This window comes from Enterococcus sp. HMSC076E04, from assembly GCF_001814285.1.
Classification (GTDB): domain Bacteria; phylum Bacillota; class Bacilli; order Lactobacillales; family Enterococcaceae; genus Enterococcus_B; species Enterococcus_B lactis.
On sequence record NZ_KV815608.1, the window covers coordinates 1 to 13,415 of the forward strand.

Consider the following 13,415-nt stretch of genomic DNA (forward strand, 5'->3'; position numbering starts at 1 on the left):
AACATGTTTAGACATTTTCCTCTAGGAAAAAATTAACTAGCACCACGGGTAATACTGTTTGTTTTAGTAGTCCAATATACACATCGGCTTCTTTTTCATAAACAACCACCTTGCACGGTAAAAAGTAGCCAACTTCAATACGTTTTTCCAATACTTCTTTTGCTTGTTTTGGATTACATATTTCTAATACCTCAAAATTTGTAGGGAAATCTAACCCTTTAGATTTAATTTTTCTTTAAAATTAACTTGATACAATACACCAAATTCTCTTTCTTTGAGTTTCTCAATGAGTGCTTCTGTTGCCGCTTGGAATGATTTAGTTGTTTTAACTTCATACATAAAGTTCACTTATATTCCTCCATTTTTCATTTCATGTATATTTTGTGGAATCGACTTTTTTAGAATCTGCTTTGAATATTTTATCTATTAAAGCTTCTTTGATAATAGTGTCCATGATTTGGAATTCTTATTGGATAGAAATTTCTCTCTAGAACATGATTTCGTCGAAAGTTCTCATTGGTTGAGGATAGGCATGTTCAAAACAATCAGTCCGATATCCTTTTAATCCAGTTGCTGCACTATATAAAAAATTTCATCATAGTTTCTCCCTAGTCGTTCCAAAGATTCGATGACAAAAATATCCTTCTTCCTTAAAAAATGAAGTTCTTTTTGCAATTATTCTCGTGAGGTCTTCTTTTAACTACATAAAATTGTAACCACTGGTTTTAAGAGTAGTGTATCATCCCAAATCATATAATTAATTGACTGCGATTGTTATAAAACTCACGGTAAGCCATATAACTAGCAATAAATGAAGAAATCGCAGTAACTGAAATCAACATAAACATCACAACAATTTGGTAACGAATCGCTTGAACAGGATCAATTCCCGCAAAAATCAACCCTGACATCATACCTGGTAGGCTGACAAGTCCAACCGTTTTTGTTCGGTCAATAGAAGGAGCCATGCCCGTTTTGACGCTTTCTCTTACAATACTCATGGACGCTTGTTTTTTATTGGCTCCCAATGCCAATTTTTCCAATACCTGTTGGCGTTGGTCCGTAAATTTTGAATTCAAAGACCGATAGGTCACTCCAATCGCAGTCATGGCGTTGCTGGCAATCATGCCTGTAATTGGAACGATTTGGGAAGGGGTCCAGTCAATGACTCCTGAAAAAACAAGAATGAGTAAGGACAAGGCTGTTCCTACTCCAATAGCCGTCGTTGAAATTTTAAAAGAGCGGTTGATCCCCTCACTGCGTGTATGGGCGTTATAAGAAGCGTTGAACACAATGAACAAAACCATCGCTAAAGTGAGAAAGTTGTTATCCACTCGTAATACGTAGCTCAATACATATCCAATAAGGAATAATTGAACGACAGCGCGAATTCCCGCAATAAAAATGTCGTTTCCTAATCCCAATTTCTCTTTGTAATCAATCAACAAGGCAACTATCAAGAGGACAGAGGATAAAAGCAAAGAAAGATTACTGATTTCCAAATTGTTTGTCATTTCGATTCCTCCATTTTTCCACCTTTGATAGTAATCAGACGAGAAGCTTGGTCGATTTCTTCCTGGTTGTGAGTGACGGCCAACACCGTAGTTTGTTGGTCTTTCATCATGTCTCGGACTAAATCAAGGACAATCGCTCTGTTTTCTTGGTCCAATGAACTGGTAACTTCATCCAGGAGCAACACTTTCGGTTGATACATCAAATTTCGGACCAATGCAACCCGTTGTTTTTCCCCTCCTGATAGTTCCTTGACCTCTTTCGATAAGTAAGTTTCAGGTATTTGAACTCGTTCTAACAATTTTTTTGCACGTTCCCGATCAAATCCTTCTTCTCTTATGCGGGCAGGAAAAGACAAGTTCTCTTGAACTGTCTCATCGAATAGAGAAGCGTTTTGAAAGAAATAAGAGACTTCTTTTCTATACTCCACAGGATCGATTTTTTGCAGATCCGTACCTCGATAATAAATTTTTCCGGAAGTTGGGGAAAGCAGCGTACCAATTAATTTCAAAAGGGTACTTTTTCCACTTCCAGAAGGACCAGAAAAAACAATCACTTCCCCTTTGTTTACTGTAAAAGAGATATCTTGAAGGATTTGGTTTCCGTTTGCCTGAAAACCAACCTTCTCTAATTGAAACAATGAATCACTCATACCACTTCTCTCCTTTATAAAAAAGACCTGCACCAGTGGACCATCCCATACGGGTGCAGGGCTTTTGTTTCATCCTAGTGTACCTCAGTGTTCGTTTGGATCGTTTTTGGCGTCTTCATGAGTAGGGTGAACCGTTCCTTCAAGGTGATCTGGACCAGCATAAATGGTATACAGTCTGAGCGGCTTATCACCGGTGTTTTCGATGTTGTGCCACATGTCCGCCGGAACAAATACGGCGTCATCATCCATCACTTTTTGTTGAACATGTAAGTTATCTTTAGAAGGCCCCATTTTACACACTCCTTCTCCTTCTTCAATACGGATAAATTGGTCAATGCCTTCGTGCACTTCCAAACCGATGTCATCGCCCGGTTGAATGGACATTACGGTGACTTGCAGTTTACTGCCTGTCCAAATGGTCGTCCGGTAATTATCATTTCCTGTGGTGGCGTCTTCAATATTAATGATATACGGCTTCTTCCCATGATCCTTGTAGTCTATTTCCATCTTCCATTCCTCCTAGTCTTTGTACTGAAACAATGATACCTACTTCTTATTTATAATAATTCTAATTAATGGTACCACATCTAAAAATTCTATGCAAAAAAATTGGCTTTTTGGAGAGCGATTCTAAACAAAGACCATATAACGCGCAATTACAATTGGTACCCCTTAATCCTCAGCACATAAAGGAAAAAATATGGAATCAAAAAATAACCGATATGTACTCTGGTTATGACTTGAATCAGGGAGAATTTCAGAGACGACACTTCATACTTTTTTAGTTTGCACTTGTAAACTAACTAGCATACATTAAGTTTATGCTCACTATCAAGCGTTGTCAATCCTTTAGACTCTTATCAATTTCGAAAGAAAGTAGCAAGGTTATTGATTGTGACTGTAAAAGTGGGGTGTTCCTATAAGCACATTAAACTATCTTCTCTAATTTATCATGCTATTTAAATTCTGTTTTTTCATGAGAATTTTTGTCCAAAACTTGTTAAAATGATTTTAAAAAATACTTACATACACAATCCCCAAAAGACACTAATGTCATTTCAGTCAAAAAAGATACCGCAGAAAATTTCCACCTGAGATTCAATACGATATTACTCTCTTGACAGCCAGCTTAATTCCTTAGTTGAATAGATTATTAAAGTGCACAAAAAAACAATGCGGCGTTTGTTATATTTTCTGGTATAAGCGATGGTGCTATAAACTTTTTTGCAGATTAAAAATCATATGAATTTAACTCCAGTAATAAGAGTTTAAGTGCCAATGCATGCATGATTCTTTCAATTTCCGTTTTATGAGTAGACAGAGCGATTCCTTCATTGCATTGGAAAATGAGTTTGTTTCTCGTAATATGTATGCTCTCATTTTTGGTTGCATAGTATTCTCTCCATTCGTCTTCATACATAAGAACGCCTCCTTTGATCATCCTATATTTAAGTCCTTCGTTATTAATATACGTAAAAAGTTGGTATTTTATTTTTATTTTCTCTCTCTTTAAAAAAACTGAAAAAAGAGCGGTTTACAGGCATTTTCATGGATAGTTACCCATAGATCAATCTGAAATGAGCGTAGAACTTCCCTCTCAAACACTGGTTTTTTAGAGAAATACGAAATATTAGGGTTATTTGCAGAATAGCTACTTATTCTTACAAAGCAACAAGCGAGCAAAAGAAAAATTCCTTTCAAGCGTTTTTTGGCGGTACACTATTTTAGCGACAGGCAAGCTAGCAAATATTTTTTACAACTGGTTTGACTGTCGGCGACGACAGCCCACAGCCAAAAATAAAGAAGTCAAGGACTGTGAGGGTGGAGATTTTTTGGTGGTCTGCCAAAAAATACTTACCCGTTCCTTGACTTATTTAAGTGTTATTCAGTTTTAGGCTATTACAACTGGGTGACTGAGACGATTTTGGGGGCTTGCCCCTTTTTTCCAAAAGGGGCAAGGTCTAGATCTTGTGTTTTTATTTTTTTGGAAATTCAAAAGCTAATTTCATTTCGTCATTCAGTGTTAACTTTGCCGAGAAATTGCTTCCTTTTTTACTTTTGAACCCTTTGATTAAACTCGTTTCTCTTTTGCTTAATAAATCTTGGACATTTTTCTTTGTGAGTGCTTTTTGGCTCCATCTTTTAGGAAGCGTAAATTTGCAACCGTCTTTGTAGCCCGAACAGCCATAAAATTTTCCTTTGTCTACTACGCTGTTTTGACATTTCGGACACGTACCCATCACATTTTCTTGTTCCATATGACCGGCTACATCTGCAATGTTTTCTTTTTTGTCTTGGAAGTTTTGTGGCACTTTTTCAATGAGGTGCTGCACAAACCGCTCGATACTGCCTAAAAAAGCTTCTTGTGTGCCTTGTTGGCTTCGGATCTTTTTCAAATAGCGTTCCCATTGGGCAGTCATGCCGGCATTGGCGATTTCGTCCTCTGCAATTATGCGGCACAACAATTCGCCTTTTTCTGTCACATAGATTTTACTCTTACTGATCGTGATGTAGTCTTGTTTCTTCAAGGTTTCAATGATACTGGCTCTAGTGGCCTCGGTTCCAATCCCTTCGGTTTCTTTAAGAATGTCTTTGCTGTCTTTATCGTCCATTGCCCGTCCGACATGTTTCATGACGGTTAGCAGTGTGCCCTCTGTATAGTAATTGGGTGGTTGGGTTTTCCCTTCCTTTGTTTCAAGGGCGAAAGCCACTGAATCATTGACGGTTACTTCTGGTAAAAGTGGGTCGTCCTTGTCTTTTTCTTCCTGTTTATATAGTCGTTTCCATCCACGCTCTTTTTCTGTCTTCCCTTTTGATTGGAACAGAACCTGATTGATCGCTGTATCAATGGTGGTTTCGTCATAGATATACGGCTTTTCAAAAATTGCGAGGGTACGATACAAGACCAAAAGATAAATGTTTTTTTCGTCTTTCGTTACATCACTGAGCTTCGGCAATGTCTTCGTTGGAATAATCGCATAGTGTTCTTGTACTTTGCTTCCATCTACATACCGTTTATTTTTGTTTAGCTGCGGTTCGGAAATGCCCACTCCTGCTAGTTCGAGATACCGACTGAGGTTGCTTTTCAGGTAGTCAAATTCGGGGCTACCAATATAATTGGTATCGCTTCTTGGATAAGAAAGCACCTTTTTTTCATAGAGTTTTTGAGCGATCGAAAGCGTTTTGTCGGCACTGTACTTAAAGCGTTTGTTCGCGAAAGATTGTAAATCAGACAAGCTAAATAGTTTCGGCGCATACTGCCGTTTTTCTTCCACTTTGACATTTGTTACTTCGGCATTCTCCGCTTGCTCTAGCTGATTGGTTTCTTTGAACCCGTCAAGGTTTTCGAGTGTATCAAACCGCTCTTTGTATTTCCCTTTGTACTTACCATTCGAGTGTGTGAAAGTGGCATACAACTCATAAAATAGCTTGCTGACGAAATGTTTGATTTCTTCGTTGCGTTGGTAAATCAAGAACAAAGTCGGGGGTTGGACGCGTCCAACGCTAAACACGCCTCTCATGCCGTTTTTCTGCATATAAAGCGTGTAAAGACGGGGGAGATTGATTCCTACCAGCCAATCAGCGATTTGTCGGGTTTCTGCTTCTTTGTAAGTGGAATAAAACGCCTGTCCGTCCTTCAGATTTTGAAATCCTTTTTTGATTTCGCTAGTTTCAAGCGAGTTGATCCATAAACGTTTAATGGTTTTCCGGCTATTTCCCGAAAGGTTGATAATCAAGCGGGCGATTGCTTCACCTTCTCGGTCGCTGTCGGTCGCAATCACGATTGTTTCCGCTTCATCTAAATGCTTTTTGACGATCTTGTATACCTGTCAATACGGATTGAACTGTTGTTAATGCTCCGGAAATTCTTCCTTGAATATCTCCTGCAGCTGCACCTAAATATAAAGTTTGGAAATTATTTTGTAGAAAATTCATAGCTCATTCTCCTTTATTTTTCTTCTTCTCTTTGTAAAGCTATTGTTTGTTCTTGCTTTTGTTCTCTATGTTGGTCTTGCTGTTTTTTAAGCTGTTGAGCCAATTCCTCTTTATCATCTTTATATGGAGTGAGTCGTTTCAACTTATCGCTTTGAAATGTACCGATAAAATATTTTTTATCTCCGTTTTCGTCTTCTCTTTCAAACACGTATCATAGATATAAATGTAATGGCATAGTGCGGGTTTTATTTTCAGCCTGTATCGTAGCTAAACAAATCGAGTTGTGTGTCCGTTTTGGGGCGTTCTGCTAGCTTGTTTAAAGTCTCTTGAATGAATGTATGCTCTAAGTCAAAAGAATTTGTCAGCGCCTTTATATAGCTTTCTTTTTCTTCTTTTTTTACTTTAATGATCGATAGCAACAATGATTTAACACTAGCAAGTTGAATACCACCATTTCTTCCTGATTTAATCTTAAAGAAAATTTCCTGGTTCGCTTTCAGTACCTTCAGCAATTTATCTAATGTCCGCTCAGGAATGCCTAGCGTTTCTCTAATCTCTTTTTTAGTCGTCACCAAATAAGGCTTGTATACATCGCTTTTTTCGCTAATATAAGCCATTAAATCTTTTTTCCATTCTGACAAATGAACACGTTGACGTTCGCTTCTTTTTTTCTTGAATTTAAACCACCCTTGACGGACAAATAAATCTTTACTGGTTAAATCACTTGATACCCAAGCTTTGCAAAGAATGGTAATGTATTCCCTATTAGCCCCTTGATAGTTTTCTGAATAGGCACTTCTAACAATTTTGATTACTTCTTTTTCTTCTAAGGGTTGATCTAATCGATTATTAAACTCAAACATATTATATTCGCACGTTTCGATTGAATAGCCTGAACTAAAGTAAGCTAAAGAGAGGGTAAACATAACGCTATTGCGCCCTACTAAACCCTTTTCTCCTAAAAATTTCGTTTCGTGCAATAAGAGATTAAACCAGGATTCATCTACTTGTTTTTTGCCTTTTGTACCGCTTAAAACCGTTAGACTTGAACGAGTAAAGCCCTTATTATCTGTTTGTTTGAAAGACCAATCTTGCCATTCTTTGAAAGAATAACGGTAATTGGGATCAAAAAATTCTACATTGTCCGTTCTTGGTATGCGAGCAATCCCAAAATGATTTCACGTTAGATCAACTGGCAAAGACTTTCCAAAATATTCTCGGATATTTTGCGAGATTATTTTGGCTGCTTTGACAGATTTAAATTCTGATTTTGAAATCACATAGACTGGAGTTTCTAAAACAAAATATGCTTGATAACCTTTATCAGATTTGATAATCATAGTAGGCATAAAACCTAAATCAATAGCTGTTGTTAAAATATCACTTGCTGAAATAGTTTCTTTTGCCGTGTGAATATCAAAATCAATAAAGAATGTATTGATTTGTCTTAAATTATTTTCAGAATGCCCTTTAGTATATGAGCGATTTTCGTCTACATATGTTCCATAACGATAAACGTTGGGTGTCCAATGCGTAAATGTATCTTTGTTTTCGTGAATCGCTTCTTCGGAAGTCAGAACAACGCCACGTCCGCCAATCATGCTTGATTTTGAGCGATACGCAAAAATAGCCCCTTTGCTTTTACCTGGCTTGGTAGTGATTGACCGACTGTGCGTGCGGATGTAAAGTATTTAATTCAACCTATATAGTATAAGAAAGTTTAAACTTTACATATATTTTTCTTGTACAAGGATTAGTTCTTCTTGTCTATGATAAAATTTATTAAACAGTTTGAAAGGAAAAACTATTCAAAGAAAGTGGGCGATAACAATGGGATTTTGGTATTTTTTAACGTTAGCTGTCGGTATAACTTTGTTGATCATAAGTGTTTCAAATAAAGAAGTATCTAGATCAACCAAATTCGTAATAGCCTGTTTTGTTTTAGGGATCTTGTTAGTCATAGGTAGTCTACTTTTATTTTTACCAGGCAGCTCTTCGATTATTGAGCAACTACTTCAACTAAATTAGCTTCGTTATTAAAAGCCGACTTTCTAAAAAAAGAAAATCGGTTTTTATTTGTACTGGTCGAAAAAATTTTTTCTACGGCTGATTTTGACTTTATTTTAGATCCAGCTGAACGATCAGCGGCTCCCCTTCTTGCGTTGCTTCATCCAACATTAAAGAATAAACATCGGCATCCTCTTTCGTGATACGTACCTGTTGCGCACTCATTTCGCCAGCACCCACTTCTTGAATACGCATCATTTGGTTCTCTGGATCCACGCTATTGATAAAGTAATAATTTTCCATGACTTTCCTCTTTCTCCTAATTGAATAGGTCTGACTCTTGACTCATTTTTGCTTGTTCGATTTCACGCTGCAGCTTTTCAAAAGCTACTTTATTTTTGAATTGATCAAATTCATTGCTCGTCACCCGTTCCAGGTATTTGACTTGATTTGTGACCGACCGACGATACTTTACCGATGATCGATAGAAATAAAGTAAGAGACTTTTTCGAAAATAGCCATCATCTATTCCACTTTTTTAATTTGGTATTTGTTGCGATTAGCTCATAATGATCGATTATATTGGAATAACTGACGTGATCGGATGCTACATAAACAAGGACTTGATTTGAATCCAATCCTTCATATTTGAGATCAAAAACGACGAAATAGGTTTGATCATCGTTCGTATAAACACTTAGATCTTCTATGCTAATTTTGGCATCTTCAAGGTCCATATCCCCAATCAATTGCGTCATTTCCTAGTTATATTCATCAGTAATCAACTTCATTTCGTTCAGAAGTCCCACTAAATGTCATGCCAGGTACGAAAATTGAATGACTTCGCCAACAACTGGTATCAGACCTATCCCAAGTTAATCAAAAATCTGCTTAAAATGCCGAATCTGCTCACTTTCATGGATTTCCCACCAGCTATTCGCGGTTCATTGTATTCAACCAACTTGATTGAGAACTTTAACAAGCATCTCAAACGCAACACCAACCACAAAGAACAATTTCCAACGGAAGATTCACTGGATCGATTCCTGGTTTCTCAGTTTAATGTCTACAACGAGAAGTCCATGAAGCGAATCCATCGCGGATTCAAAGGACTTCAGGACACCCTAGAATCATCCTTTATTTAAATTAACTACATATTATATGTACGGAGGCATTTCATTTACACAAGATTCTTGACGCTACCCATATTACTCAATAGATTAATATCAAATGGTGAAAATCAACGAAAAAAGGAGATTTATCAAGCAATCTCCTTCCCAATAAATCTCCTCTTATATAAAGTTATTTATGAACACTGATTTAAGCTAAGCTGCCGATATCACAATCTCATCATCCACTAAATCAGCCTTCAAGTTTTTGACATCTAAGTGGTCAAGGTAGAAATCCGTTACCTTATCACGAATTTGTTGTTCAATTACTCGCCGTAATGGCCGCGCACCCATTGCTTCATCATAGCCTTGTTCCATCAGCCAATCTTTAGCCGCTTTAGTTACCTCAAGTTTGATGGATTTTTTGGCTAAAGTTTTTTGTACATCCGCCAACATCAAATCGACAATTTGACTTAAGTCTTGCTTAGTCAGATGTGAAAATTCCACGATTCCATTAAAACGGTTCAGAAATTCTGGGCGGAAAAATGGTGCTAACTTATCCATTAATGACTGATCTCGTTGCTCGTCACCACTTAATGATTCATTACCAAAGCCAGCATTAGAAGTAGCAATAATAATCGTATTTTTGAAATTAATGACATTGCCTTGTCCATCCGTTAAGCGCCCATCATCCATCACTTGTAACAGTAACGTTAATACTTGTGGATGAGCCTTTTCAATTTCATCTAATAATACAATGGAATATGGATTACGCCGAACCCGTTCGGTTAGAGTATTAGCATTATCTTCATAGCCTACGTATCCAGCCGAGGTACCAATTAATTTCGACACAGCTGTACGATCAGCATATTCACTCATATCTAGCCGAATAATCGCATTTTCATTTCCAAACATATCTAAGGCTAATTGCTTAGCTAATTCAGTCTTTCCTACGCCAGTTGGGCCCACAAACAGAAAACTTCCAATCGGCTGATCACCCTCTGAAAAGCCCGCACGGTTACGCCGAATTGCTTTTGCTACCATTTCAACCGCTTCATCTTGACCGATTACCTTACTTTTCAGACGCTTATCAAGATTTTTTAAGCGCTCAATATCATTAGCGCCCATATCAGAAACTGGTATACCAGTTAAACGTTCAACCGATTGTGCCACATCATCAATCGTGGCAGTGATTTTTTCTTTTTGATCCGTTTCTTTAATTTTTTGCTTGGTTTCCTCGATCGACTTCTTGATATCAGCGGCTTTTGTAAAGTCCTCCGCTTTAATGGCGGCCTCTTTAGCTGCCTCTAATTTTTTAAGGCGTTGATCCAATGTCTCAACATCAGTTTGCGAATTTTTAGCCGCTAAATGAGCCGCAGTCATGTCGATCAAATCGATAGCTTTATCTGGCAAAGTGCGTTGTGGTATATATTGGATTGAATAATCCACAGCCGCCTTCAAAACATCATCTGGTAATACAACATGATGATGTTTTTCGTACAGCTCTTTAACACCTTGTAATATACGTAAAGTGTCAGCGGCCGTCGGTTCATTAATCACAACATCATTGAATCGCCGTGCCAAAGCCGCATTTTTCAAAATAGTATTGCGATATTCATCTTGAGTCGTAGCCCCGATTACACTCAGCTCGCCACGTGACAAAGCAGGTTTAATGATATCAGCCAATCCTTTGCCACCATCTTCACCACCAGTGGCACCCGTGCCGAGAATCTGATGAATTTCATCGAAGAATAGAATAATATTACCAGCTGCTTTAACTTCCTCTACCAGCTGTTTAATATTTTCTTCAAAAGAACCGCGATATTGAGTTCCCGCTTCCAAAGAAGATAAATCAATCGAATAGATTTCTTTATCTTGAATCGTTTCTGGAACTTTACCAGCCACAATTGCTTGTGCCAGACCTTCGACGACTGCAGTTTTACCTACACCGGCATCACCAACTAAGATTGCATTATTTTTCGTTCTACGACTCAAAATTTCTGCAGTTTCTTGAATCTCTTTCTCACGTCCAATCACTGGATCTAGTAATCCATCACGAGCCTGTTCCGTCAAATTAGTCCCTAACTTTTCTAAAATCCCTCCTTTTTTAACAGCCTGTTTACCATCTTTAGATACTTCTATTGTTTTATTATTTTGGGGTAGCTTACCAGTTGCTCGGTATTGAGCAAACTCATCCGGTGTCAACGATTGTCCATTAACTAAATACCGTGCACGCCCCGAATTTTGATTATCCATGCGCCGAAATAATTGATTGAAAACATCATCCATATCATTGTTGAAAAAAGGATCATTTCCGTAGAAATTTGCCATATTACCACACCTCCATAAAAATTTATATGTGTAACTTAGTGACCATAATATCCTTTAAAACTATGACTGAATTGTATCACAATTTTTATGTATCGCTAAGTAAAGTGCTTATAGAATCAATTAGAAATAATTAGGATATTTTGTTTAAACAATAGTAAAGAAGTGTTAAGCGTATCAGACTAAGACTTTGCTTTTTCGTGGGCTTCGATTGCCAGAACGTCCTTTGAAACTTCGTTCAATTCATTACCTCATTTCTTTTATTATTTATGATACGGATTAAAGCGTACTCTTTGCTCAAAAAAAAATTGTTAATAGGAACTTGATACAGATTAGACAGCTCTTTTAAAAGAGAAAATGGAATATCAGAACTATCTATTTCATATTTGGACAACGTTTGAAAATGCACATCAGCAGCTTTAGCGGCTTCTTTGCTAGTGAATCCAGCATTAACGCGCGCTGCCTTTAACGACATAGCAGATTATTTTGGCGTATTGAAGTCTACGATTGATCCGCGGTATGGCGAGATACCGAAAAATTTAATACCTGTTAAAAAATATAGACAGATTCCTGTTTTGGAAGAAATTGCTTGTGGAGATCCTATTTTAGCTGAAGAAAATATTGAAGAATATAGAGAAGAGATAGACGAAAACTTGCCCACTGGTGAAGTCTTTTATTTAAAAATCAGAGGTAATAGCATGGTTCCTACAATCCCTTCTGATAGTTACGTGTTGATTCGAAGACAACCAGTTGTGGAAGATGGAGAAATTGCACCAGTTATAGTAAACGGCGACTCTGAAGCGACTCTCAAAAGAGTTAAACATGTTAATGATGTTGTAATGCTAATGCCCGATAATAATGATTATCATCCTTATATCATTGATGAAAATAATCCAGCAAGAATTTTGGGTAAAGCGGTAAAAGTAAGTTTTGACCTATAAAAAATACCCCATTCGCAGTTGGAGCTGCGGCTAGGGTTCTCATTTCCGAGACAGTGTATATTATTATATCAGAGATGGGATGAAAAATGAAAATATTGTACGAATATTATTACTTTCAATAGGCGCTTTTCTTGTATTTATAGGTTTATTTGGTGGAATCATAGCAAGTGAAGATTTTTTATCAGGTGGATTTTCTGTCGTGGTAGGAATTCTTTTCTTGAGTTTTTCTCATAAAATGAAAGAAATCATCAAAGAACAAACGATAGAAAAAAATGAAGATGCTACTATTCAAAACCCTGATAAAGAAAACGTTATCGAAAACAAAATAGATATTGATGATTTGATTAAAAAATCAGTAAATATAACCGGTCCTACCCCTCCCTCGAAATCAAAAAAAGCAGATAAAAAGAGTCCAACTTACATTAAAGCTCATAAACTGGTTGATGATTACGTCGTAATAGATTTCGAAACCACTGGATTAAGTCCGTTGGATAGCGAAATTCTCCAAATTGGTGCTATAAAATATGAATCAAACGAAGAAATTGATCGCATATATCAAAATATTAAACCATTTAGATCAAACATCTCTAAAAGAATAACTAAGATAACTGGATTAGAATTAGAAGATGTCGTAAATATGCCCACATTTGAAGACTTTTCACCTCAGCTAATGTCGTTCATTAGTTGTTATACTCTTGTCGCTCATAACGCACCTTTTGATTTAAAGTTTTTGCTGCATCAATTAAATGAAAATAATATTGAATTAAATCAACGGATCCGTGTAATTGATACTTTACCTTTAGCACGAAGACATTTCGAAACTCCGAATCACAAACTAATAACTTTAAAAGATTATCTCAATTTAGATAATAATTCACACGATGCTTTAGAAGACTGGGGAGCGTCAATAATTTTGTGTAAATGGTTCTT

18 protein-coding genes and 1 pseudogene are annotated in these 13,415 nt (G+C 37.0%); 3 read left to right on the plus strand and 16 right to left on the minus strand.

Annotated features, from left to right (window positions below):
* Positions 1-7: 7 nt before the first annotated feature.
* The 14 genes from HMPREF2961_RS15760 to HMPREF2961_RS08970 all read right to left on the minus strand — a co-directional run bounded on the left by HMPREF2961_RS15760 (position 8) and on the right by HMPREF2961_RS08970 (position 8,856).
* The gene (locus tag HMPREF2961_RS15760; RefSeq protein ID WP_224446560.1) at positions 8-229 is read right to left on the minus strand and encodes a DUF302 domain-containing protein; all 222 of its coding nucleotides are present in this window, start codon (positions 227-229) and stop codon (positions 8-10) included.
* On the minus strand, positions 211-348 hold the full coding sequence (locus tag HMPREF2961_RS15765; RefSeq protein WP_002316088.1) for a DUF302 domain-containing protein: 138 nt from the start codon (positions 346-348) through the stop codon (positions 211-213). Before HMPREF2961_RS15765 ends, HMPREF2961_RS15760 begins: the two co-directional genes overlap by 19 nt.
* A gap of 401 nt (positions 349-749) precedes the next feature.
* Positions 750-1,514 (minus strand): ABC transporter permease, encoded by a 765-nt coding sequence (gene fetB / locus HMPREF2961_RS08930; RefSeq protein ID WP_002311027.1) that lies wholly within the window; start codon positions 1,512-1,514, stop codon positions 750-752.
* Positions 1,511-2,164 (minus strand): ABC transporter ATP-binding protein, encoded by a 654-nt coding sequence (locus tag HMPREF2961_RS08935; RefSeq protein WP_002307505.1) that lies wholly within the window; start codon positions 2,162-2,164, stop codon positions 1,511-1,513. Before HMPREF2961_RS08935 ends, fetB begins: the two co-directional genes overlap by 4 nt.
* Positions 2,165-2,248: 84 nt before the next feature.
* Entirely contained in the window at positions 2,249-2,671 is a 423-nt protein-coding gene (locus tag HMPREF2961_RS08940; protein ID WP_002307506.1) for a cupin domain-containing protein, read from the minus strand.
* A 724-nt stretch (positions 2,672-3,395) separates the two neighbouring features.
* Positions 3,396-3,584 (minus strand): hypothetical protein, encoded by a 189-nt coding sequence (locus HMPREF2961_RS08945; protein ID WP_002311028.1) that lies wholly within the window; start codon positions 3,582-3,584, stop codon positions 3,396-3,398.
* Positions 3,585-4,140: 556 nt separating this feature from the next.
* Entirely contained in the window at positions 4,141-5,946 is a 1,806-nt protein-coding gene (locus HMPREF2961_RS08950) for a type IA DNA topoisomerase (RefSeq protein ID WP_070704603.1), read from the minus strand.
* Positions 5,947-5,959: 13 nt separating this feature from the next.
* Positions 5,960-6,100: a hypothetical protein gene (locus HMPREF2961_RS15415; protein ID WP_002316998.1), complete on the minus strand. Its 141-nt coding sequence runs from the start codon at positions 6,098-6,100 to the stop codon at positions 5,960-5,962.
* A gap of 13 nt (positions 6,101-6,113) precedes the next feature.
* Positions 6,114-6,308 carry a hypothetical protein gene (locus HMPREF2961_RS08955; protein WP_002311030.1) on the minus strand — a complete coding sequence of 65 codons (195 nt, stop codon included), beginning with the start codon at positions 6,306-6,308 and terminating at the stop codon, positions 6,114-6,116.
* 43 nt (positions 6,309-6,351) lie between these two features.
* Positions 6,352-7,080, minus strand: coding sequence for a primase C-terminal domain-containing protein (locus tag HMPREF2961_RS15770; RefSeq protein ID WP_002316085.1), 729 nt, complete (start codon positions 7,078-7,080; stop codon positions 6,352-6,354).
* A 198-nt stretch (positions 7,081-7,278) separates the two neighbouring features.
* Positions 7,279-7,701: a hypothetical protein gene (locus HMPREF2961_RS15775; RefSeq protein ID WP_002316084.1), complete on the minus strand. Its 423-nt coding sequence runs from the start codon at positions 7,699-7,701 to the stop codon at positions 7,279-7,281.
* 207 nt (positions 7,702-7,908) lie between these two features.
* The gene (locus HMPREF2961_RS15420) at positions 7,909-8,061 is read right to left on the minus strand and encodes a hypothetical protein (protein ID WP_002318496.1); all 153 of its coding nucleotides are present in this window, start codon (positions 8,059-8,061) and stop codon (positions 7,909-7,911) included.
* Between the two features lie 157 nt (positions 8,062-8,218).
* On the minus strand, positions 8,219-8,410 hold the full coding sequence (locus HMPREF2961_RS08965) for a hypothetical protein (RefSeq protein WP_002314345.1): 192 nt from the start codon (positions 8,408-8,410) through the stop codon (positions 8,219-8,221).
* 218 nt (positions 8,411-8,628) lie between these two features.
* Positions 8,629-8,856, minus strand: coding sequence for a hypothetical protein (locus HMPREF2961_RS08970; protein WP_002330418.1), 228 nt, complete (start codon positions 8,854-8,856; stop codon positions 8,629-8,631).
* An 81-nt stretch (positions 8,857-8,937) separates the two neighbouring features.
* Here HMPREF2961_RS08970 and HMPREF2961_RS08975 point away from each other — a divergent pair.
* A pseudogene (locus HMPREF2961_RS08975) lies at positions 8,938-9,252 on the plus strand (transposase); the annotation flags it as partial.
* Between the two features lie 180 nt (positions 9,253-9,432).
* Here the strand turns inward: HMPREF2961_RS08975 and clpL are convergent.
* The gene (clpL, locus tag HMPREF2961_RS08980; protein WP_002308075.1) at positions 9,433-11,547 is read right to left on the minus strand and encodes an ATP-dependent protease ClpL; all 2,115 of its coding nucleotides are present in this window, start codon (positions 11,545-11,547) and stop codon (positions 9,433-9,435) included.
* Between the two features lie 235 nt (positions 11,548-11,782).
* On the minus strand, positions 11,783-12,019 hold the full coding sequence (locus HMPREF2961_RS14770; protein ID WP_002308077.1) for a helix-turn-helix domain-containing protein: 237 nt from the start codon (positions 12,017-12,019) through the stop codon (positions 11,783-11,785).
* On the opposite strand from HMPREF2961_RS14770, the gene HMPREF2961_RS08985 reads away from it, so the two are divergent.
* Positions 11,982-12,485, plus strand: coding sequence for a LexA family protein (locus tag HMPREF2961_RS08985; protein WP_002308079.1), 504 nt, complete (start codon positions 11,982-11,984; stop codon positions 12,483-12,485). The two genes, HMPREF2961_RS14770 and HMPREF2961_RS08985, sit on opposite strands and share 38 nt — an antisense overlap.
* Before the next feature lie 79 nt (positions 12,486-12,564).
* On the plus strand, positions 12,565-13,415 hold an 851-nt coding region (locus HMPREF2961_RS08990; protein ID WP_070704606.1), incomplete at its 3' end, for a 3'-5' exonuclease.